Genomic DNA, 23057 nt, shown 5'->3' with positions numbered 1-23057 from the left:
ATTGCGCTCTCTGTCCTCACATTCCACCGGGGTGTGACGGGAGTCAGGGCGTCGATGCGGTTACCCAACTGGCCAGGAAGGGCAGGGCCCGTGCGGCCGCCGAGTCCGGTTCCACCGTGTAGATCACCAGATACTGGTCCGGGACATGCGGCGCGGTGATCACCTCGATGTTGAAGTCGAGCAGGCCCGCCTGGGGATGCGTGATCTGCTTGCGGACCGAGGCGTAGTCGCGCACCGTGTGGTCGTCCCACCAGCGGGCCACATCCGGATCGGTGCGGCGCAGCCACTCGACGTCGGCCACGAGGCGCTGGTCGTCGGGATGCCTGCCCAGCTCCATACGCATGGCCGCGACGGAACTCGCGGCGAAGTCGGCCCAGTTGACGATCCGCTCCCGCGCCAGCGGTTCGCGGAACAGATAGTCGGTGAACGACGAGCCGGGCGGCATCGGGTCGCCCAGTACCGCCTGGAGCAGCGCGTTGCGCGCGAGGACTTCGCCGCGCTGGCCGAGGAGCAGCACCGGAACGTGGTCCAACACCGTGGCCACCCGCAGAAGTCCCGGATCGGCGCGCTGCGCCGCCATCGCCGGACGGCGCTTCCGGCCGGACGGCGCCGCGAGGTCGCGCAGGTGCGCGGCTTCCGTCTCATCCAGACGCAACGCCCGTGTCAGCGCCTTGAGCACCGATTCCGATACGGCCGCCTGCCTGCCCTGCTCCAGCCGGCTGTAATGATCGGTGCTCATCGAGGCCAGCATGGCCATCTCTTCCCGGCGCAGACCCGGTACGCGGCGCGGACCCGGCAGCGCGGTGATCCCCGCCTGCGCGGGGGTCATCCGGTCCCGGCGGGCCCGCAGGAAAGCACCAAAAGCCGACTGATCCCGTTCCATGCCCTCATGGTAGGTCCCACGTCCGGCGGCGTGCCTGGTCACAGCGTGCCTAGGTTGCGTTCGCCCTGGTGGCGAGCCCGTAGCCGCCGGTGCAATGAACTCATGACCACGACACCGAAGACAGAATCCCCGTTCCCGGTTGCCACGCACCCGTTCCAAGGCCAGGCCGCGATCGTCACGGGGGCGACGAGCGGCATCGGCCGCGCCACCGCCCGTCTGCTGGCGGCCCGCGGCGCGCACGTGATCGTCAGCGGACGCGACGAGTCCCGCGGCACAGCGGTGGTGCGGGAGATCCGCGCCGACGGCGGCAAGGCCGACTTCGTCGCCGCCGATCTGGCATCCAGCGCGAACACGGTCCGGGACTTCGCCGCCCGCGCGGCCGCCGCGGCGAACGGCCGGGTCGACATCCTGGTGAACAACGCCGGCCTCTACCCGGCCACGGCCACAGCCGACCTGCCGGACGAGGATCTGGACGCGATGCTCGCCGTCAACATCCGAGCCCCGCACATCCTGGTGGCCGAACTGGCCCCGGCGATGGCGGACCGGCGCACCGGCGTGATCGTGACGATCGGATCGTGGATGGCCACCGTGGGCAGCCCGTACGCGGCCCTCTACACCGCGACCAAGGCGGCCGACGAGCAGATGACCCGTTCCTGGGCGGCCGAGTTCGGACCGCACGGCGTCCGGGTCAACGCCGTCGCGCCGGGGGTGACCCCGACCCCGGGGAACGAGCACGCGCTGGCGATCATCGAGCAGCTGGCGGCCGGAACCCCGGCCGGCTGCCCCGTCAGCCCCGCGGACATCGCCCACGCCGTCGCCTTCCTCGCATCAAACGAGGCCCGCATGATTCACGGCACCACCCTGTACGTCGACGGCGGCATCACCGCGACCCGGCCGGCGTGACCGACGACCCGGCGCCGAAGGGCTCGCCTTCAATGTAAGGATCGTCGAAATCGAGGGGCAGAGCCCGGTCACACTCAGCACCGGCGATCTCTTCGTCGTGCCCACAGGGGTGCGGCATCGGCCAGTTGCTGAGAGCCCCGCGCACGTTTTGATGATCGAGCGCCCTGAGACGACGCAGTACGGCACATGACGACGCGGTAGCCGATCGAGCATGAGTCCCGTCTGCTCCCGCAGCCGGGTGGCTGACGAGGAGCAGACGGGACAGGGTAGCGGGAGCTGGGCTTGGAGCCTCAGCCAGCGGGTCTTGAAGGCTCAGGCTGCGGGGCTCGACGCGTCAGGCGTCGCGGCTTGAAGCCTCAGGCGGCGGGCAGCGCCCACTGCTGATTAGCACCGTCGTTGCAGTCGTATATCTGGAGTTGGGTACCCGGCGTCGTGCTGAATCCCGGGTCGTCCAGGCACCGGCCGGACTGCGGGTTGAGCAGTTCGCCGTTCGCCTGCGGCGTCCAGACCTGGTTGGCGCCGTTGTCACAGGTGTACAGCTCGACCGGGGTGCCGTTGGCGGTGGCGCCGGAGCCGGTGACGTCCAGACACTTGCCGTTGTTCATCAGCGCGGTCCCGACTTGCTGCCACCGTTGCGCGTTGGTGTCGTTGCAGCCGTAGATGTCGACCTTGTTGCCGTCGGTCGTGAGGTCGTTGGCGTCGTCGAGGCAGAGTGCGTCGACGGCGGTGGTGACCGGTCCGACGATCGGGGGCAGCGCCCACCTCTGATTCGCACCGTCGTTACAGTCCCAGATGTCGAGTTGGGTACCCGGCGTCGTGCTCAGCGCCGGGTCGTCCAGGCACCGGCCGGACTGCGGGTTGAGCAGTTCACCGTTCGCCTGCGGTATCCAGACCTGGTTCGGGCCGCCGTTGCAGAACCATACGTCGACCAGGCTTCCGTTGGCCGTGGAACCGGAACCGACGACGTCCAGGCACATGTCGCTGTTGGTCTTCATGATGCCGTTCGAGGGCGTCCACTGCTGGCCGGTGGAGTTGTCGCAGCTGCCGATGTCGACCTTGTTGCCGTTGGCGATCGAGCCGTTGGCGTTGTCCAGGCACAACCCGGCCAGAGCGGAGGAGGCCGGACCTGTGCCGTACGTGCCGTAGCCGCCGGGGAGCGGGTTGACGGCGAGGTTGTCGAACTGGTCGGTCTGGTAACCGACGACGCCGAGGCCGGCCTGGCCGGTCTGGTAGGTGCCGTCCGAGGCGGAGCCGACGCTGGTCCCGTCGATCGAACCGGTGAGCGCGGTGCCCCACATGTTCAACGCGATGGTGTGCCAGCTGCCCGTACCCAGCGCGCCCACGGTGCCCGACGCGAGCGTCGTGATGGACCCGACGGCGTCACTCCTGTCGATCGACCACGCCCCGGAATCGGAGACCCGGAAGAGGTAGGCGGCCTGATCGGCCTGGGGCCGGTCCTGCTTGTTCGCCCGACCGAACAGCTCAGCGGTACCGGCCTGGTTCAGGTACACGTCGGAGGAGACCGTGTAGTTCGACCAGGTCGTGTCGCCGATCAGGCCGTACGCGTCGGAATCGCTCTGCCACTCGATCGGCTTGGTGGGGGTCAGCTGCTGGACGCACTGCCCCGAGCGGCCGCCCAGGCACGGCTCGACCTGATACGCGCCCTGCATCGTCTGCAAATACCGCGGCTCGCTGCCGGTCGCGTCCTGGTCGTAGGAGTCGGTGTACGGCAGGCCCAGCGTCGCCGGGGCGGGGCTGACCGCGGTGCCCTTGCCCTGACCGGTCGTGGTGGTCAGGGTATAGATGTACCCCGGCTGGACCGTCAGCGAGTACGAGCCGTTGGCCGGCGTGATGTCCTGGCTGTGGATCAGCGCGGTCGCCGGATTCGGCGCGTTGACGTCGGTGCTCCAGACGTGCACGGTGCCTGCCGACAGGCCGCCGGACACGTTGACGTTCACGGTTTGGGCCGCACTGGCCGTCGTGGTCTCGATGACGGTGGAGTAGTCGCTGCCGTTGTCGGACTTCAACGAGACGTACGCGCCGTTGCCCTCGGCGCCGCCCAGGTACCCCGAGCCGGAGTCCAGGAACTGCCAGCCGGGCGCGGTGAACTGGGTGACCTGCGCGGTGGCCCAGGCACTCTCCCCGACCGAGTAGTTGCCCGACCAGGGCTGACCAGCGGTCATCATCCCATCGGTCGGATACGGCAGATTCGGGGTGATCGCGGCGATCAGCGGCCAGTTGAGGTACGCCGTCATGCGGGCGTCGGTGTAGCCGCGGACGATGGAGCGGATCAGCGCGGGCGCGCCGGTATCCATGTCCTGCGACCCGTTCTCCGAGGCCCACAGCGGCTTGCCCGAAGACGTCGCCTGACTGGTGGTCGAGCACGAATAGGCCGGCCCGCCATCACCCTGGCACGGATAGTGCGACCCGATGACCTGCACCGCGTTGGCGAAGGCGGGGTCGGCGTCGATGTCGTTGGCCACCGACCAGTCCGAGTCCGCGCCGACGATCTGCACACCCGAGTAGCCGTCCGCATTCAAGGCCGAACGCAGCTGCTCATACCAGGCGATGTTGTAGCCGCGCTCATTCCAGCCACCGAGATAGTCGATCGTCAGACCGTCCGCCTTGGCACAGTTGAGCCACGACACCAGATAGTTGATCGTGTCGGTGGACCAGAAATTGCCGCCGCCGATCCACCCCGGCGCACCCCAGGCCAGCCCATACAGCTTGATATTCGGATTCAGAGCCTTGGCCTGCTGCATGAGCCAGAACTCGTAGCCGGTATTGCACTGGACGGCGCCGGCAGTGTGCTCAATCGACGGCTCCGCCCCATCGGTGGAGTTGGTGTCACCCCCGATCTCAACCTTGAGGATCTGCAAGTCGGCACCGTATCCGGGCTCGAACAAGTAGTCGAGAATCTGCTGACGCTGAGCCGGCGGATAGTCGATGAGCAACCGCGAGTTGCCCCCGCCGCCGCTGATCGCACCGATCCCGTCAAAGGTACGTCCGGTACCAGCGCCATTGACCGCGATCGTGGTCGCCGCGGCAGCCGCGGTCGGAGTGGTCGCCGGGGCCGCCGGGGCTCCGATCACAAAACACAACGAGGCGAGCAGCGCCACGAGCAACCCGAGGGCGGCATGGCTGCGCAATCTTCGAGGAAGCACCGAAGTCATCATCTTCCCTTCTTCGCAGACACCCCGGCGTCTCCGCCCCGGCCCCCACCGCATCACCGGCGCGCACGTCAAGGACTGTGTCGGCGTGGGCCGCGCACTCCTGACCTACGGCGCTGCCCTCCGTTCGCAGGATACGGAGAAAGAAGCTTTGGAAGTTTTCGAACCTCAACGCGCGATCTGTCCCGGTGCCTCCCGGTGATCACGCTTCCATGATTTCTGGTAAACCTCCCTAACGACAGGAATACCAGCAGGCCTGAGCAGCGTCAAGAGTCTGAGGGGGACTCGGCGCGGTGCTGAGAATCGTTGAGGGCCGAACGATTGACAAGCACCTATCAGAGCATGTACGTATCTCGTCAGCGGCTTGGCGTGGAAGTTCCGAACCGGACACGCTCAGAGGGAATCTGACCCGGCTGCCCGCGGCCGTATGCCGCCATCTCGTTGCGGACAGCGCTTGCGGCGATGCGTGCCGCGCGCCGGCCGTTTCCCCATCGCATCGGGGGCTGTGGCCCTCAAGGAGACCGAAATGCGACTTCGGCAAGCCTTTTTGCGCCCCGGGCGCACCCGTCCACCGTTGGCTCCGGACCCTTCGTCCGCCGCGGATACCCTGCTGGGAACGAAGAAACGGCGCGCCGTCATCGCGGCCGGGTCGGCCCTGGTGCTGGTCACGCTCGGCGTGGCGTCGACCGCCGCCGCCCGGCCGTCCTCGGCCTCGGCGTCGGTCTCGGCCACGGGTCTGCCCGTGTACGACCACGTCGTGCTGGTCACCGAGGAGAACAAGTACTACGACGACATCGTCGGCAGCAGCAACGCCCCATACATCAACTCCCTGATCAAGCAGGGTGCGTCGTTCACGAACTTCCACGGCACGACGCACCCGAGCCAGGGCAACTATGTGGCGCTGTTCTCCGGCTCCCTGCACGGGGTCGACTCCGACGACTGCCCGTACAACTTCAACGCCGACAACCTCGGCAACCAGCTGCTGACCAACGGTCACACGTTCGTCGGCTATTCGGAGAGCCTGCCCGCCGACGGCTCGAAGGACTGCGGCGACGACGGCAGTGGCGGGTACGCCCGCAAGCACAACAGCTGGGCCGACTTCGCCGACATCCCGGCCAGCTCGAATCTGCGCTTCAGCAAGTTCCCGACGGACTTCAGCAAGCTGCCCACCGTGTCGTTCGTGACGCCGAACCTCGACGACGACATGCACGACGGGACGGTCAAGGCCGGCGACACCTGGCTGCACGACCACATCGACGGCTACGCCCAGTGGGCCAAGACGCACAACAGCCTGCTGATCGTGACTTGGGACGAGAACGACGGCGACGACTCCGACAACCAGATAGCCACCATGATCGTCGGCGCCCACGTGAAGCCGGGCGCCAGCAGCGGCACCCACTACAACCACTACTCGCTCCTGCGCACGCTGGAAGACGACTACGGCCTGCCGGCGCTGGGGAGCGCGGCCACGGCCTCCGACATCTCCGGCATCTGGGACCAGGGCGGCACCACGTCAACCCCTCCGAGCTCGCCCCCGACCTCGTCGACGTCGCCGCCGTCCGGCGGCACCGACCTCGCACTGGGACGGCCGGCCACCGCGTCCTCGACGGAGAGTTCGTCACTGCCGGCGTCCAACGCGGTCGACGGTGACGCGACGACCCGGTGGGGCAGCAAGGAAGGCTCGGATCCGCAGTGGATCTCCGTCGATCTGGGCAGCAGCATGGCGATCAACGAGGTCAAACTGAGCTGGGAGGCCGCGTACGGCAAGGCCTACACCATCCAGACCTCTGACGACGACAAGACCTGGACGACCGTCTACTCCACGACCAGTGGCCACGGCGGAAACGAGGACCTGACGGTCAACGGACACGGCCGCTACGTGCGCATGTACGGCACCAAGCGCGGCACCTCCTACGGCTACTCGCTCTATGAGTTCGGGATATACGGCCCGGCGTCCGCCCTGGCCGCCCCGCCGGCGAACGCGCCGGCCAACGCAGCGGCGAACCCGGTGCCGAACCTGCCGGCGACTCCGCAGGTGACCGGCCCGACCTACGCCTCGCCGATCCCGCCGAGCAGTTCCACCAGCGACCTGACCGATCCGCGCAAGAAGGAGGCCGCGATGGAACTGGTCTCCAGCGCGCAGAACTCCTCGCTGGACTGGAAAGCGCAGTACGCCTACATCGAGGACATCAGCGACGGCCGCGGCTACACCGCGGGGATCGCCGGATTCAGCTCCGGCTCCGGCGACCTGCTCGACCTGGTGAACCTCTACACCCAGCGGGTTCCGCACAACGCGCTGGCCGGGTACCTGCCGGCACTGCGCGCGGTGAAGGGCAGCAGCTCACACCGCGGGCTGGACCCGGACTTCGCCTCCGCCTGGCACACCGCCGCTTTGGACCCGGCGTTCCAGCAAGCCCAGAACGACGAAATGGACCGGGACTACTTCAACCCCGCGGTCACCCAGGCCAAGGCCGACGGCCTGCACGCGCTGGGACAGTTCGCCTACTTCGACGCGATGGTCAGGCACGGCTCCGGAACGGATCCGGTCAGCTTCGCCGCGATCCGCGCCGCGGCCATGAAGCAGGCTCGCACTCCCGCGCAAGGCGGTGACGAGGCGACGTATATCAAGGCCTTCCTCAACGCCCGCAAGGCCGCGATGCTCGCCGAGGCCACACCCGATGACACCAGTCGCATCGACACCGAGCAGCAGGTCTTCCTCGACAAGGGCAACCTGAACCTGAACGCGCCACTGTCCTGGATGACCGACGGCGACACGTACACCATCGCCGACTGACGCCGTCTCCCATCGGGCGGCGGAACCGGCCCGCCACTCCCTGCCGGTCGGCGCACCGTTCCGGTGTGCCGGCCGGCAGCCCCCCACTCGGGGCAGCCGGTCTGAGAGGACGGACATGTACATCTCGTCGACGCGTCGGAATTCCCCCGCTCCGGCCGTCTCAGTCGCTTCTGCGAGTCCTGCCGGGTTGGCGGACCCGGCGGAGATTGTAGAGGCGGCACCGGCGCGTGCCGATGCCGCCTCCGTGCCGGTGCCGGTACCGGTACCGGTACGGGCCCGGGTCGCCGTGGCCCCCAACGTGCTGGCGTTGGGGTCGGTCAGTCTGGTCACCGACATCTCCTCGGAGATGATCACAGCGGTGCTGCCGATGTATGTGATCTTCACACTCGGCCTGAGCCCGCTCCAGTTCGGCGAACTCAACGGTCTGTACTTCGGCATCACCGCGCTGGTGCGCCTGGCCGGCGGGCACGCGGCCGACCGGTGGCAGCGCCGCAAGCTCGTGGCGGGCAGCGGCTACGCGCTGTCCGCGGTCTGCAAGCTGGGCCTGCTGGCCGCCGGTTCGTCGGTGTCGGCGCTCGGTGCCGTCATCGCCGCGGACCGCACCGGCAAGGGACTGCGTACGGGGCCCCGGGACGCGCTGATCTCCCTGAGCAGCACCCCGGAGACGCTCGGCCGTTCGTTCGGTGTGCACCGCGCTCTGGACACCGTCGGGGCGTTTCTGGGTCCCCTGGCCGCCTTCGGGCTGCTTCTGGCGAACCCGAACCACTACGACACCGTCTTCGTCGCCAGCTTCTGCATCGCGTCGTTCGCGGTCGTGATGCTGGCCTTGTTGGTGCGCGACCGGACGGAGGCGGTGGACCAGGCGAACCCGGTCTCCTTGGGCGCCGCGCTGCGGCTCCTGCTCCTGCCGCGATTCCGCCGGGTCTGCATAGCCGCCCTGCTGCTGGGCGTCGTGGCGCTCAGCGATTCCTTCGTCTATCTGCTGCTGCAACAACGCCTCGACATCTCCGCCGAGTACTTCCCCCTGCTGCCGCTCGGCACGACGGCCAGCTATCTGCTGCTCGCGGTCCCGTTCGGGCACCTCGCCGACCGGGTCGGGAGGATCCGGGTGTTCGTCGGCGGCTACGTCGCCCTGCTGAGCGCGTACCTGATGTTGTTCGGACCCGTCGGCGGTGTGGTGTTGCTGCTGCCCACACTCGCGCTGCACGGCTTGTTCTACGCCGCCACCGACGGCGTCCTGATGGCCGCTGTCGGACCCATGCTTCCCGTCCAGCTGCGCGCCAGCGGCATCGCCCTGATCCAGACCGGCCAGTCGGTCGCCTTGCTGGCGTCCTCGGTGCTCTTCGGCGCGGCCTGGGGCCGCTGGGGGCTGCACGCGGCCCTCGCGCTGGCCGTGGCCTCCTTGGCCGCCGCGATCCTCGCGGCCCTGTGGATCCTCCCGCTAGCGAAGGAAAGCAACACATGAACACGCGCACACGAGTGCTGATATTGACGGTCACCGGCCTGATGGCCGCCACCGCGATCGTCGGATACACGGTGAACACCCGTGATGCCGCAGCGGGCGCATCCCCGACCGGCAGGATCGATCTGGCAACGGCCGACACGATCGTCTTCCGCGACACCGCACCGGGGCCCGACTTCGGCCACATCGCGTCAGTGCCCAGCGCCCACCCCGACGCCGCCCCGACCGTCAGCAGCACACTGTGCGACCGCTTCTACGCCGCCAACGGCACCGCGATCTGCCTGCAACGCGGAGGGGCGCTCCCCGCCACCTACGCCACCGTCCTGGACCACTCGCTGCACCAGGTGCGCCAGGTCAAGACCGCCGGCTTCCCCAACCGTGCGCGCGTCTCAGCCAGCGGCAGGATGGTGTCCTGGACGATGTTCGTCCAGGGCGACTCCTACCTGAGCGACGACTTCTCCACCCGGACGGCCATCCTGGACACCAAGACCGGCCGGCTCATCGACAACGTCGAGAGCATCCCCCTCACCCTGGACGGCAAGCCCTACCAGGCCGCGGACGTGAACTATTGGGGCATCACCTTCGCCGCGGACGACAACACCTTTTACGCGACCGTGCGCACCGCGGGCCGCACCTACCTCGTCCAAGGCGACTACCGCGCCTGGACCGCGCGGACGCTACAGGAGAACGTCGAATGCCCCTCCCTGTCACCGGACGGCACCCGCATCGTGTTCAAGAAGCGCGTCAACGCCAGCGCGAACCGCCCCTGGCGCCTCTACGTCCTCGACCTGCGCACCATGGCGGAAACCCCGCTCGCCGACGAGCACAGCATCGACGACCAGGCGGCATGGCTCAACAACAGCACGGTCATGTACGGCCGCCCCCGCCAGTCCGGCGGCGACTGGGACATCTGGGCCGTACCCGCCGACGGCGGAGGAGCACCACGCATCCTCATCCACGACGCCAGCTCCCCGACCCCTCTGGGTACTGACACCGGACCCTGACGACGGGGAACACGTCGGCCGCCGCACTTTGCGAGTGCGGCGGCCGACGACGTCTGAAGCCGGGAAGGCGACGAACTACAGGCTCAGACCACCAGCCGGCACCTGCCGGGCCACCACAATTCGCTGCACCTGGTTAGTACTACCCTCGCAGATCTGCGTGACCTTGTTGAGCAAGTTGTCCAAAGGGCGTGCCCCCGTACCCTCCCGAAGGGGAGCACGGGGACACGCTTTCAGCTTGCCGGTGCTGGCTCTGTGCGGTCTAAAGGCGTGCCCGCAAGGAGTTCAGACCGGCCGTGACGGGCATGGCTGTTCAGTCGGCGTCCAGACCATGCCGGGTGGGGCCGCCCTCAGTCGTGGTGAACTGGTACACGGTGCCGTTCAGGACACTGGAGGCGACCACGTGGAAGTTCCCGTCCTGGGGGACCCAGGTCCAGTGGCTCTGGCAGTTGTTGTGCGTGACCCAGCAGACGGCGACCCACTGGCCGCCACCCGAAGTGATCTTGAGGTTGATGTCGTTGCAGTAGGACTTCTTGGTGAAGTCGCTGCTGTATCCGTTGGCCGGCAAAGTGACGGAGAAGGCGGCCCCGTAGCAGGTGACGTTCGGCTGGCTGGCCGTGGTCGCCGAGTCGGACGTGGTCGCGGCCGAGGCCGTCCCCGCCGTCCCGGCCACCGCGGCGCCTGCCAGCAGGAGGGAGGCCGTAACGGCCGCCGCCTTGCCCCTGGTGCTTTGGTTCATGGTTCCTCTCCTTAGAGTCAGCCAGTCGCGGGAATCCCGGCGACCCCCGTTCGGCTGTCGGTTCCAGTAGCCGCTCGGGGGCTGAGACGCGGGCAAACACAACCTGAGTTTCACATAAGAGCACTGATTCACTTTCCCTTAATGGAGAACCCTGATTTACCGGGATCCGCGCACCTCCGACACGGTGCAGCGCCCGGTTTCCAGGGTGAGCACCCGACTGTTCAGCGAAGTGCCGCAAGGGCGCCAGCGGCGGCAAGGGTACGGACGTGTTCGCCTACCGCGGCACGCGCCGCGGCACAGCCACTGTCCAGTGCGACGCGCGGGTTTTTCTGTGGACGTGTGGCGCAAGGATTCACCCCGGCGGCACAAGTCCTCTGGGGACACTGCGAAGCTCCACCTCCAGCCAGGCGACCTCATCGCGATGTCGGCAGAACGCGGCACGTGGTCGATCGACGTCGCGGACTCGGCCGATGCGATCGAGAAGGCCTTGAATTAGGCTTTGAGCGGGCTGCCGTCGTAGGTCCAGCGGTAGGGCGTGGCGTCGTGTTCGTCGTAGGCCGAGACGAAGATGGCGCTCAACGAGGCCGGCGAAGGGAAACCCCGCGCCGCACGACATACTCCCGGCGGGTGACTCCGGTACCTCACGGGGGTTACGAACGACACCAGAACGTTTACATCCGCGGGCCGATTCGATACGGAGCTGCGGAATCTAGCGTCGATCCCATGAAACGCAATCGTCGTATCAGCACTGTCGCGGTGCTGGCGCTCGCCGCCCTCGGCACGGGAACCGGTGCCGGGTTCGCCGCCACGACCACACTGTCGGCCACACCCGTGGCCACGCACGCGTTCGACACCGCACCGGCCACGGCCACCGCGCCCACGCGGTCCTTCCAAGGCACGCTCCCCGCGCCGACCGGCCGCTACGCCGCCGGCGAGGACGTCATCCACCTCACCGACGCGAGCCGTCCCGACCCGTGGGTGCCCTCATCCGGCCCCCGCCAACTGACCGTCACGATGGTCTACCCGGCCGTCCCCGGGACCGGAACTCCGGCCCCTTACATGACCCTCGCCGAGGCAGCCGGACACATCCAGCAGGCGAAGATACCGGCAAGCTCCGGCATCACCCCACAGAACCTTTCCAGCGTCACCACTCACGCCTTCGACGGCGCGCGGCCGCACAGAGGCAAGTATCCGCTGGTGGTCCTCTCACCCGGGTTCGGGGACCCGCGCATGGTGCTCACCTCGCTCGCGACCGACCTGGCCAGTCACGGCTACATCGTCGCGCTCGTCGGCGACACTCACGGGGACAGCGGCGAGACGCTGGCGAACGGCCAGACGCCGCCGTGCGCGATCTGCGATGACCCGGCGCTCGACATGACCGAAGTCACCGCCAGCCGCGCACTGGACGTCTCCTTCGTCATCGACCAGTTGACCCATGGCAATTCCGCGTGGCCCCTGGCGCACCTCATCGACAAGCACGAGATCGGCATGGCCGGACACTCCATCGGCGGAGCGGCGGCGGCCACCACGATGATCGCCGACCCGCGAGTGCTGGCCGGGGTGGACATGGACGGCGCCTTCTACCCGGTCCCGATGCCCGGCCAGATCAACCGGCCGTTCCTCATGCTGGGTAGGGCCGACGTCCACTCGGCCGGCGGTGGCGACCCCACGTGGGGCCAGACCTGGGCCGCCCTCGGCGGCTACAAGAAGTGGCTGGCGGTCACCGGCGCCGACCACCCCAGCTTCACCGACGTGGACCTGCTCGAGGAGGAGGCCAGGCTCCCGACGCCGCCCCTGGACCCCGAACGTGGAATCGTGATCACGCGTGAGTACGTGACGGCGTTCTTCGACCAGACGCTGAAGGGGATCCACAGGCCGCTGCTGGACGGCCCCACGCCGAACAATCCGGAAGTACTCTTCCAGTACTAGTGCAGTACTAGTGCAGCGCCGCGTTGATCCTCCGGGGGTTCATGCGGCTTTGAGTGAGCTGCCGTCGCAGGTCCAGCGGTAGAGCTTGGCGTCGTGTCCGTCGTAGGCCAAGACGAAGGTGTCGATGGCCGCGGCCAGTTCGTCACGGGAGGCGAACTGGCCGCGGCGTAGTAGACGTCGGGCCCGAGCAAGTCGTCCTGATCGACGAGCCTGAACCGTTCCTCTCTCCGGCCGGCCACCGTCCGTCCCTCGACGAGATCGCACGACTGACGTTGGCAAGCAAGGCTCAGACCGTGGTTGCCGCCCATTCAGCGGCAATGATCGCCCGCACACAGGCAAAGCATGATCCGCGTCCTGACACCAGGCACGGCAGGCTCGCGTGTCATCAGTCGTCGATGAGCTCGAAGGCCCTCTGGGGAAGTTCTCACGGAACGGCCACGGAACAAGCAGTCGGCGGCCGGGTGTCCACACCCGGCCGCCGAGAAAATTCCAAACAAGAACTACAAGCTCAACCCACCAGCCAGCACCTGCCGAGCCATGACGATCCGCTGCACCTGGTTAGTGCCTTCGTAGATCTGCGTGATCTTCGCATCCCGCATCATCCGCTCCAGCGGATAGTCCTTCGTGTACCCGTACCCGCCGAGCAGCTGCACCGCGTCCGTCGTGACCTCCATCGCCACGTCGGAGGCGAAGCACTTCGCCGCGGCGCCGTAGTAGGTCAGGTCCTTGTCGCCGCGCTGGGACTTCGCCGCGGCGGTGTAGGTGAGTTGGCGGGCCGCGGTCAGCTTCATCGCCATGTCCGCGAGCATGAACTGGATGCCCTGGAAGTCGGCGATCGGCTTGCCGAACTGCTTGCGTTCCTTGATGTAGTTCGACGCGTAGTCGATGGCTCCTTGGGCGATGCCCAGGGCCTGGGCCGCGATGGTGACGCGGGTGTGGTCCAGGGTGCGCATGGCGGTGGCGAAGCCGGTGCCTTCGGGGCCGATGAGGCGGTCGGCGGGGATGCGGACGTTGTCGAAGTAGACCTCGCGGGTCGGGGAGCCCTTGATGCCCAGCTTCTTCTCGGGGGCTCCGAACGTGACGCCTTCGTCGCTCTTCTCCACCACGAAGGCCGAGATGCCCTTGGAGCGGGCGGTGGGGTCGGTGACGGCCATCACCGTGTAGAACTCCGAGACGCCGGCGTTGGTGATCCAGCGCTTGACGCCGTTAAGGAGGTAGTGATCCCCGTCACGCTCGGCGCGGGTCTTCATGCCCGCGGCGTCGGAGCCGGCGTCGGGCTCGGACAGGCAGTAGGAGAACATCGCGCTGCCGGCTGCCAGGGGGGTCAGGTACTTCTGCTTCAGCTCCTCGGAGCCGGAGAGGATGACCGGCATCGAGCCCAGCTTGTTCACCGCCGGGATCAGGGAGGAGCTGGCGCACACGCGGGCCACCTCCTCGATCACGATGCAGGTGGCCAGGGCGTCGGCGCCCTGGCCGCCGTACTGCTCGGCCACGTGGACGGCCGCGAGGTCGGAGGAGACCAGGGCGTCCAGGGCCTCCTGGGGGAAGCGGGCCTGCTCGTCGACCTCGGCGGCGAAGGGCAGGATCTTCTCCTCGCACAGCGAGCGCACCGCCTCCCGCAGTAGGTCGTGTTCCTCGGAGACCTTGAACAGGTCGAAGTCGGCGGCCATGGCTCGCTCCTAGTGTGACGGTACTGGGTACCCTCGATTATCCACACTCAGTGCCACAGATACCCTGTGGTACGCACCACAAGTGCGGAACAGAACGTAATTTCCGGAACCGGAGGCATCGGTGATCGAACGAGTCGGAGTGGTCGGGGTCGGCCAGATGGGATCAGGCATCGCGGAGGTCTGCGCGCGCAGCGGGCTGGACGTGATCGTCGCCGACGAGAACGCCGAGGGCCTCAAGCGCGGGCGCGACCGGATCGCGGTGTCCCTCAAGCGCGCGGTGAAGGCCGGCAAGATGAGCGAGGCCGACGCCGACGCGGCGCTGGGCCGGATCCGCTTCACCGAGGACGTGCAGGAGTTCGCCGACCGGCAGCTCGCCGTCGAGGCCGTGGTCGAGGTCGAGGCCGTCAAGAGCGCGGTGCTGGCCAAGCTGGACCAGATCCTGCCCCAGGACGCCATCTTGGCCTCGAACACCTCCTCCATCCCGATCATGCGCCTGGGCACGGCCACCGCCCGCCCGCACAACGTGATCGGCGTCCACTTCTTCAACCCGGTCCCGGTGCTGAAGCTGGTCGAGGTCATCCCCTCGCTGGCCACCAGCCAGGACACCCGGGCCCGGGCCGTGGCCTTCGTCGAGCAGCTGGGCAAGCAGGCCGTGGTGGCCCAGGACCGCGCCGGGTTCGTGGTGAACTCGCTGCTCATCCCCTACCTGCTGGCCGCGATCCGGATGGCCGAGGGCGGCTTCGCCTCCGCCGAGGACATCGACTCCGGCATGGTCCTGGGCTGCGCGCACCCGATGGGCCCGCTGGCGCTGTCCGACCTGATCGGCCTGGACACCGTGAAGCTGGCCGCCGAGGCGATGTACGAGGAGTTCAAGGAACCCCTGTACACCCCGCCGGCGCTGCTGCTGCGCATGGTCGAGGCCGGCCGGCTGGGCCGCAAGGCCGGGCGCGGATTCTACGAGTACCCGAGCATCTGAACGAGGGTCGAAATACCGCCCACCGGTGATCGGGGACCTCGGTAGGGTCCCCGATCATGGGAAGCACCACAGACCCCAGGCCTGATCGGACCCCGCGGGACTGGGCCTCGGCCCGCCCGCTGCTGCGGCCGGTCCCCCGCCCGGCCGACTTCGATCTGGACGCCGCCGACGACACCGGCGTCCAGTTCCCCTCCCGGCCGATCGCGCCGTGCCTCAGCGAGTTCATCGGCGTGGACCTGAGCGTGGGCATGGGTTACGTCACCACCGAGCTGGTGGCCGGCTGGGGCGTGAGCGTCGACGAGGTCGTCGCCACCGCGCACGCGAACCTCGGCGCCGACTTCCGCCCGCTGGTGAACAGCCACGCCCTCGCGCCGGACGTGACCTATCTGCACGAGCCCGGGGACGGCTTTTTCAGCTCCCTGCCACTGCTGGGCGGCTGGATCACCGCCTGGGCCGAAAGCTCCGCCTCGGCCGACAGATCCGGCTGGGGCGAGCGACGTCCGGTCTTCCTCATCCCGCAACGCAACGCCCTGCTCATCGCCCCCGAACCCACCGACGCCGAGCAGCTGCTGAACCTCCTGGCCGCCGCCGAGCGGGAATGGCAGGGCGCCGAGCGGCCGCTGTCCCCGGTCCTCTACACCTGCGACGCCGCCGGCCAGATGATCCCCTACGACCTGCCCGAGGACTCCCCGTTCCGAGGCGCGCTCCGCCGCTCCTGGAACCTGCTCGCGGACAGCGTCTACGCCGGCCAGACCGAATACCTGCGCGCCAAAGCAGAGTTCGGCGACCCGTTCGTCGCCGCCCTGCAACGCTTCGTCGACCCGGGGACCGGTGCCTCGTTCACCGTCGCGACCTGGGCCGAGGACCTGGAGATGACGCTGCTCCCGGAGGCCGACTGGATCGCCATCGCCACCCGGGACAACGAGCGCTTCTTCGTCCCCTGGGACGACGTCGCCCGGGAGTGCCCCCTGGTCCCCGATCCCCGCTTCCACCCGATCCGCTACTACGTCCAAGACTGGCCGGAGCCGCAGGTCATGAGGCGGCTACAGGCGCTGGCGGCGATGCCGTAGGCGCCTCGGGATCCGCAGGCCCCGAGGGATCCGCAGGCACCGAGGGATCCGCAGGCACCGCGGGCCCGGCCTCCGTCCCCACCCGGCGCACCGAGGCCAGCATCAGCGGCGCGACCATCGCCAGCGCGAACAGCACGCCGGTGGCGACCATGACGTGCCGCGCGCCCAGCGCGTCGGCGATCGGGATGACCGTCAGCTGGCCCAGCGGGACGGCCAGCGACCTGCCGAACAGGTCGTAGGACACGACGCGGGACATCATCTCGTTCGGGACATACGTGTGCAGCGATGTGTCCCAACTGACCGCGGCGAACGTGATCCCGAACCCCGCGACGAACGACGCCGCGGCCACCGCCGCCACGCCGCCGTCCAGCCCGAGCAGCAGATACGGCACCGCCTGCAACGTGATGGCGATCTGCCCGACCAGCAACGGCCGCCGCACCCTGACCCGGATCATCAGCACGCTCATGACCAGCTGCCCCACCGCCCGGCAGCTGATGATCACGCCCCAGCCCTCGGCGCCGAACGTCTGCTTGGCCAGCACCAGCCCGAGCACCTGTCCGGCGCCCATCTGCAGGAAGTTGGACACGGTGAACGCCGCGGTCATCGACCAGATCCAGGAGCTCCCCCGGAAGTAGGTCCAGCCCTGCCGCAGCTCGCTGAACAACTTCCGGTCGGTCCGCACCCGCCCGGTCACCGGGACGAAGCAGAAGATGACGGCCGCGAGGAAGAACGACGCCGAGTCCGCGGCCAGCGCCCACCCGCCGCCGACGGTGCTGACCAGCACGCCGCCGACCGTCGGCCCGAGCACCCGGGCGGCGTTGCCGACACTGGCCAGCAACGAGTTCGCCTTCCGCAATCCCTCAGGACGCACCAACTGCGGCACGATCCCGCTCAGCGAGGGACCGGCGAACGCCGACAGCACGCCGGTGACGAAGGCCAGGCCGATCAGGTAACCGATCGGCTGCTTGGTGAGCAGGCAGAACGCCATCACGCCCTGCGTCAGCCCGAGCCCGAAATGCGTGACCCGCAGCAGCAGCGCCTGCCCCAGCCGGTCGCCGATCCCACCGCCGATGAGCAGCAACGCGATCGTCGGGAGCATCTGGGCGCTGACGACGAAGCTCAGATCCTTCGCGCTCCCGGTGAGCTGGAGGACGGCGAAGAACAGCGCGATCTGGGTGGCGGCGCCGCCGAGCACCGAGATCGACTGGCCGACGAAGAAGCGCTGGAAGGCCTTGTCCCGAAGCGGATTCATGAGGCGACCGCCGCATTCCCGGCATTCGGCGTACTCGCTCCGGCCGGAACCTCGGCTGCCACCGGAGTAGCTGTTATTGGAGCAGATCCCAGCCGACGCACCGAACCCAGCGCCAACGGCGCGACCATCGAGCCCAGGAAGATGACGCCGGCCGCCAGCGCGACGTGGCGCGCGCCGAACGCCGTCGCCAGCGGGATCACCGACAACTGACCGATCGGGATGGCGCAGTACGAGCCGAACTGGTCGTAGGCCACGGCGCGGGACATCATCTCGTTGGGGACGTGGGTGTGCAGCGCGGTGTCCCACAGCACACTGCCGAAGCTGGACGCGAGCCCGGCGCAGAACGTCGCGGCGCCGATCGCCACCACGCTCGCGTTCACCCCGAGCAGCATCAACGGCACGGCCGCGACCGTCATGGCGAGTTGCCCGGCAAGTAGTGGCCGCTTCACGTTCAGCCGCACCATCAGCACACTCATCACCAGGGCCCCGGCCGCCCGGCAGCTCAGGATGGCGCCCCAGCCGCCGGCCCCGAACGTCCCCCGGGCCAGCACCGGGCCGAGCAGTTGCCAGGCACCCATCTGGACCAGGTTGACCACGGTGTAGGCGAGGGTGACCGACCAGAACCAGGGCGTGGAGCGGAAGAACGTCCAGCCCTGCCGCAGCTCGGTGAACAGCTTCGCGTCGCGCTTCTTCCGCCGGTCCTGAACGGGGATCAGCGCGAGGACGATCGCGGCGATGAAGAACGACGCCGAGTCCACGGACAGCGCCCAGCCGCCGCCCACCGTGGCGACCAGCACGCCGGCCACGCTCGGCCCGATGACCTTGGTCGCGTTGGCGACGGTGGCCAGCAGCGAGTTGGCCCGCCGCAACCCCTCGGGGCCGACCAGCTGCGGCACGATGCCGCTGAGCGCGGGCCCGGTGAAGGCCTGGAGCACGCCGTTGACGAAGGCCAGCGCGATCAGATAGCCGATCGGCTGCCGGGTGAACAGGCAGAACGCGATGGCGGCCTGGGACAGACCGGACCCGAAATGGGTGACCCGCAGCAGCAGGGCCTGCCCGACCCGGTCGGCCACCCCGCCGCCGATCAGCAGCAGCGCGATGGTCGGGATCAGCTGGGCGCTGACCACGAAGCTCAGGTCCTTGGCGCTGCCGGTGAGTTGCAGGACGGAGAAGGTCAGGGAGACCGGGGTGACGGCGCTCCCGGCGACGGAGATGGATCGGGCGATGAAGAAGCGGCGGAAAGGTTTCTCATGGAGCGGATTCACTGGGCGATCCCTACGGCCGGACCTGACCTGTCGTGACCTGACAGGCACACGTGACCTGGCAGGCACATGTGACCTGGCAGGCACACCTGACCTGACAGGCACAAAGAACCGGAGGCTAGCAGCGGCCGCGACGGGTGCGCACCCGATTTTCCACGGACAGCCCGCGGCCCGATTTCAAACCCTTATACGCAGATCCCCGTACAGCAGTGTGAACCCGCCCCACCTCGGGATTAGCGTCACGCGCATGCCGCCGGCGGGCTAGACGACGGCTGTCCCTCGAAACGCCGCAGAATGTGGAGGTCTCCCATGACCGTCTTCATCGCGCCGGGCCGCCCCGACGCCCTCATGAGCTACCAGCCCCGGTATGAGCACTGGATCGGTGGCGAGGCCGTCGCGCCGGCCGGCGGGCTGTACTTCGAGAACCCGACGCCGATCACCGGGCAGCCGTTCTGCGAGGTGGCCCGGGGCACCGCCGAGGACGTCGAGCGGGCGCTGGACGCCGCGCACGCCGCCGCGCCGGCCTGGGGCCGTACCTCGCCGGCGGAGCGGGCCGAGGTCCTGAACCGGATCGCCGACCGGATGGCGATGAACGTGGACCGGCTGGCGCTGGCCGAGTCGTTCGAGAACGGCAAGCCGATCCGGGAGACGCTGGCCGCCGACATCCCGCTGGCCATCGACCACCTGCGGTACTTCGCCGGGGCGATCAGGGCGCAGGAAGGCGGGCTGTCGCAGATCGACGAGGACACCGTCGCCTACCACTTCCACGAGCCGCTGGGCGTGGTGGCGCAGATCATCCCGTGGAACTTCCCGATCCTGATGGCGATCTGGAAGCTGGCCCCGGCGCTGGCCGCGGGCAACGCCGTGGTGCTCAAGCCGGCCGAGCAGACCCCGGTCTCCGTGCACTACCTCATGAGCCTGATCGCGGACCTGATCCCGCCGGGCGTGGTGAACATCGTCAACGGCTTCGGCGTCGAGGCCGGCAAGCCGCTGGCCTCCAGCGGCCGGGTGGCGAAGGTGGCGTTCACCGGCGAGACCACCACCGGCCGGCTGATCATGCAGTACGCCTCCGAGCACATCAAGCCGGTCACGCTGGAGCTGGGCGGCAAGAGCCCGAACATCTTCTTCGACGACGTCTCCCGCGCCCGCGACGACTTCTACGACAAGGCGCAGGAGGGCTTCGCGATGTTCGCCCTCAACCAGGGCGAGGTCTGCACCTGCCCCAGCCGCGCCCTGATCCAGCGCGGCCACTACGGCGACTTCCTGTCCGACGCGATCGCCCGCACCGAGCGGATGAAGCAGGGCGACCCGCTGGACACCGAGACCATGGTCGGCGCGCAGGCGTCCAACGACCAGCTGGAGAAGATCCTGTCCTACCTGGACATCGGCCAGAGCGAGGGCGCGAAGGTCCTGATCGGCGGCGAGCGCGTGGAGCTCGACGGCGAACTGGCCGGCGGCTACTACGTGCAGCCCACGATCTTCGAGGGCGACAACGCGATGCGCGTCTTCCAGGAGGAGATCTTCGGCCCGGTGGTCGCCGTCACGCAGTTCGACGACTACGACGACGCGATCCGGATCGCCAACGACACTCTGTACGGCCTCGGCGCCGCGGTGTGGACCCGGGACGGGACCACCGCCTACCGCGCCGGCCGCGCGATCCAGGCCGGTCGGGTGTGGACGAACTGCTACCACCTGTACCCGGCGCACGCGGCGTTCGGCGGGTACAAGGCGTCCGGGATCGGGCGGGAGAACCACCTGATGATGCTGGAGCACTACCAGCAGACGAAGAACTTGCTGGTCAGCTACTCGGCGAAGGCGATGGGCTTCTTCTGATGGCGGGCGCGGGGCCGGGGGCGCAGGCCTCGGCCGGGCCTGAGCCCGGGCCGACCGGTGCGGTCGATAGGACCGGCGCTGCCAATAGGACCGGTGCTGCCAAGGTCGGTGCCGCCGATACGGCCGGGGCACCGGCGCGCGTGGCCGTCACCGAGGCCGCGGCGGTGATGATGCGCAAGCTCTACGCTGCGAACGGCCCGCTGATGTTCCACCAGTCAGGAGGCTGCTGCGACGGCAGCTCACCGATGTGCTACCTGGCGGGCGAGTTCCGCACCGGCGCCTCCGACGTGCTGCTCGCGCAGTTGGCCATCGTGGACATCACCGAGCCGGTGATGTTCTGGATGGGCCGCGAACAGTTCGAACGCTGGCGTCACACCCACCTGACCGTGGACATCGTGCCGGGACGCGGAGGGGGGTTCTCGCTGGAGGCGCCGGAGGGGGTCAGGTTCCTGATTCGCTCGCGGCTGCTGACCGACGCCGAGGACGCCGTGCTGAATCGGTAGCCCGGACCACTCACCGTCGAGCCCGCCCCGTGACCCAATTCGGTCACCGGGGCGGGCTTGATCTAGGGCACACGAGCGTGCGCGGTCACACCTCAGCGAGTTGTTCGGCGGAGGCTGCTTCCTCCGCCTGGGACTCGGTGGGGGCCTTGCCGGGCAGCAGCAGGCACAGCGGGACGGCGGCGGCGGTGAACGCGGCAGCCCACCAGAAGGCGTCACCGAAGCCGGAGGCCAGGTCGGCGGTGGTATGGCTGCCGGCGACGGCGCGCTGGAGGATCACCACCAGGACGGCGGTGCCGATGGAGCCGCCGACCTGCTGGGCGACCCGGCTGATGCTGGCGGCGGCCGGGATCTCCTCGCGGCTCAGGCCGACGAAGGCGCCGCCCATCAGGGCGATCATGGCCGCGCCCAGGCCGAGCCCGCGGACGAACAGCACGGCCATCAGCATGATGTTGCTGGTGGTGGCCGTGACGAAGCCGAACGGCACGGTGGCGGCGAAGGTGATGATCAAGGCGATGACGGCGACCGGGCGCGCGCCGACCCGGTCCATGAACGTACCGGCCAGCGTGCGGGACAGCAGCGTGCCCACGCCTTGCGGGATGAGCAGCAGCGCCGCGCCCAGAGCGGATTCCCCGCGGACCTGCTGCCAGTACAGCGGCATCAGCAGCATGGCCCCGTACAGGGCGGCTCCGGCCAGCAGCAGCAACACCGTGGACGAGGCCAGCGACCGGTGGCGGAACAGGCGGATGTCGAGCAGGGCGGCGGCGCCGCGCCGCAGCGCCCAGCCGGTGTAACCGACGAGCAGCGCCACTCCGGCGGCCAGCGGCAGGACGACCTTGACGCTGCCGATCCCGTCGGCTCCGCCGAGCTGGGTCAGGCCGTAGATGACCGCGGCGATGCCGGGCGACAGCAGCAGCATGCCCACGGCGTCCAGACGGGGCCGGGTTCCGGGCCCAGGCCGGTCCGCGGGCAGGTTGCGCCCGGCCAGGTAGCCGCCGACCAGGCAGAACGGGATGTTGAACAGGAAGATCCAGCGCCAGTCGCCGAAGTGCAGGATGACCCCGCCGATCACCGGGCCGATGACCGGTCCCAGAGCGGTGGGAACGGTGATGAGCGCCATCACCTTGCCGATGTTGCGGCCGCCGGCGGCCTGCATGACCAGGGTGGCCATCAGCACCATCATGACGCCGCCGCCGATGCCCTGGACGACGCGGAACGCGATCAGGCTGGGGGCGTTCCAGGCCGCGGCGCACAGCAGCGATCCGGCGAAGAACAGGCACAGGGCGAGGATCCACAAACGCTTGCCGCCCAGGACCGCCTGGGCCCAGCCGACGGCCGGCATGGTGGCGGACAGGGCCAGCAGGTAGGCGGTGGTGACCCACTGGACGGTGGCCAGCGAGGTATGCAGCTGTCCGGCCAGGCTGTCGATCGCGACGCTCATGATCGTGGTGTCGAAGATGACCGCGAGCGCGCCGACGATCAGGGTGAACACCAGACGCCGCACCGCCGGGTCTACGACGTCGGCGTCGGCGTCGGGCGCTCTGGCGGCGTCGGGCGGGCCGGCGGTGGGGGTGTCGGCGGCGGCGTTGCTGGTGGCAGCCATGAGCGGATCC

Annotated in this window: 17 protein-coding genes; 10 read left to right on the top strand and 7 right to left on the bottom strand. The window is 68.8% G+C overall.

What is annotated here, in order from left to right:
* Positions 1-43: 43 nt before the first annotated feature.
* Entirely contained in the window at positions 44-883 is an 840-nt protein-coding gene (locus IZR01_RS04640; protein WP_194923005.1) for a helix-turn-helix transcriptional regulator, read from the bottom strand.
* 102 nt (positions 884-985) lie between these two features.
* On the opposite strand from IZR01_RS04640, the gene IZR01_RS04635 reads away from it, so the two are divergent.
* Positions 986-1786 carry an SDR family NAD(P)-dependent oxidoreductase gene (locus IZR01_RS04635; RefSeq protein ID WP_194923004.1) on the top strand — a complete coding sequence of 267 codons (801 nt, stop codon included), beginning with the start codon at positions 986-988 and terminating at the stop codon, positions 1784-1786.
* 40 nt (positions 1787-1826) lie between these two features.
* Positions 1827-1976 (top strand): cupin domain-containing protein, encoded by a 150-nt coding sequence (locus IZR01_RS54060; RefSeq protein WP_369125473.1) that lies wholly within the window; start codon positions 1827-1829, stop codon positions 1974-1976.
* 166 nt (positions 1977-2142) lie between these two features.
* Here the strand turns inward: IZR01_RS54060 and IZR01_RS04630 are convergent, their stop codons facing one another.
* Positions 2143-4959: a ricin-type beta-trefoil lectin domain protein gene (locus IZR01_RS04630; RefSeq protein ID WP_194923019.1), complete on the bottom strand. Its 2817-nt coding sequence runs from the start codon at positions 4957-4959 to the stop codon at positions 2143-2145.
* A 523-nt stretch (positions 4960-5482) separates the two neighbouring features.
* On the opposite strand from IZR01_RS04630, the gene IZR01_RS52980 reads away from it, so the two are divergent.
* From IZR01_RS52980 to IZR01_RS04610, 3 genes are all read left to right on the top strand, one after another.
* Positions 5483-7750, top strand: coding sequence for a chitosanase (locus IZR01_RS52980; RefSeq protein ID WP_323746909.1), 2268 nt, complete (start codon positions 5483-5485; stop codon positions 7748-7750).
* 244 nt (positions 7751-7994) lie between these two features.
* Positions 7995-9215, top strand: a complete 1221-nt coding sequence (locus tag IZR01_RS04615; protein WP_323746908.1) for an MFS transporter — start codon at positions 7995-7997, stop codon at positions 9213-9215.
* Entirely contained in the window at positions 9212-10216 is a 1005-nt protein-coding gene (locus tag IZR01_RS04610; protein WP_194891509.1) for a TolB family protein, read from the top strand. Before IZR01_RS04615 ends, IZR01_RS04610 begins: the two co-directional genes overlap by 4 nt.
* 310 nt (positions 10217-10526) lie before the next feature.
* On the opposite strand, the gene IZR01_RS04605 is transcribed toward IZR01_RS04610, so the two are convergent.
* Positions 10527-10952, bottom strand: coding sequence for a hypothetical protein (locus IZR01_RS04605; protein ID WP_194923002.1), 426 nt, complete (start codon positions 10950-10952; stop codon positions 10527-10529).
* 723 nt (positions 10953-11675) lie between these two features.
* Between IZR01_RS04605 and IZR01_RS04600 the strand changes: the two genes are divergently transcribed.
* Positions 11676-12881, top strand: a complete 1206-nt coding sequence (locus IZR01_RS04600) for an alpha/beta hydrolase family protein (protein ID WP_194923001.1) — start codon at positions 11676-11678, stop codon at positions 12879-12881.
* A gap of 500 nt (positions 12882-13381) precedes the next feature.
* On the opposite strand, the gene IZR01_RS04595 is transcribed toward IZR01_RS04600, so the two are convergent.
* Positions 13382-14551: an acyl-CoA dehydrogenase family protein gene (locus IZR01_RS04595; RefSeq protein ID WP_194923000.1), complete on the bottom strand. Its 1170-nt coding sequence runs from the start codon at positions 14549-14551 to the stop codon at positions 13382-13384.
* A gap of 121 nt (positions 14552-14672) precedes the next feature.
* On the opposite strand from IZR01_RS04595, the gene IZR01_RS04590 reads away from it, so the two are divergent.
* Positions 14673-15527, top strand: coding sequence for a 3-hydroxybutyryl-CoA dehydrogenase (locus IZR01_RS04590; protein ID WP_194891505.1), 855 nt, complete (start codon positions 14673-14675; stop codon positions 15525-15527).
* 56 nt (positions 15528-15583) lie between these two features.
* A complete protein-coding gene (locus IZR01_RS04585) occupies positions 15584-16597 on the top strand; it encodes a DUF1444 domain-containing protein (protein WP_194922999.1) in 1014 nt (337 codons plus the stop codon).
* On the opposite strand, the gene IZR01_RS04580 is transcribed toward IZR01_RS04585, so the two are convergent.
* Positions 16560-17849, bottom strand: coding sequence for an MFS transporter (locus IZR01_RS04580; RefSeq protein ID WP_194922998.1), 1290 nt, complete (start codon positions 17847-17849; stop codon positions 16560-16562). The genes IZR01_RS04585 and IZR01_RS04580 overlap by 38 nt on opposite strands.
* A complete protein-coding gene (locus IZR01_RS04575) occupies positions 17846-19114 on the bottom strand; it encodes an MFS transporter (RefSeq protein ID WP_194922997.1) in 1269 nt (422 codons plus the stop codon). The genes IZR01_RS04580 and IZR01_RS04575 overlap by 4 nt, the downstream gene beginning before the upstream one ends.
* A gap of 306 nt (positions 19115-19420) precedes the next feature.
* Here IZR01_RS04575 and exaC point away from each other — a divergent pair, with 306 nt between their 5' ends.
* Both exaC and IZR01_RS04565 read left to right on the top strand, forming a co-directional pair.
* Entirely contained in the window at positions 19421-20944 is a 1524-nt protein-coding gene (gene exaC, locus IZR01_RS04570; protein ID WP_194922996.1) for an acetaldehyde dehydrogenase ExaC, read from the top strand.
* Positions 20945-21111: 167 nt separating this feature from the next.
* Positions 21112-21447, top strand: coding sequence for a DUF779 domain-containing protein (locus IZR01_RS04565; RefSeq protein WP_369125472.1), 336 nt, complete (start codon positions 21112-21114; stop codon positions 21445-21447).
* An 85-nt stretch (positions 21448-21532) separates the two neighbouring features.
* Here the strand turns inward: IZR01_RS04565 and IZR01_RS04560 are convergent, their stop codons facing one another.
* The gene (locus IZR01_RS04560) at positions 21533-23047 is read right to left on the bottom strand and encodes a DHA2 family efflux MFS transporter permease subunit (RefSeq protein WP_194922994.1); all 1515 of its coding nucleotides are present in this window, start codon (positions 23045-23047) and stop codon (positions 21533-21535) included.
* Positions 23048-23057: the final 10 nt, after the last annotated feature.

The sequence above is a fragment of the Catenulispora pinisilvae genome (assembly GCF_015356865.1).
Lineage (GTDB): Bacteria > Actinomycetota > Actinomycetes > Streptomycetales > Catenulisporaceae > Catenulispora > Catenulispora pinisilvae.
Note: the sequence above shows the minus strand (reverse complement) of the source record. Positions and strands in the feature narration are given on the sequence as shown.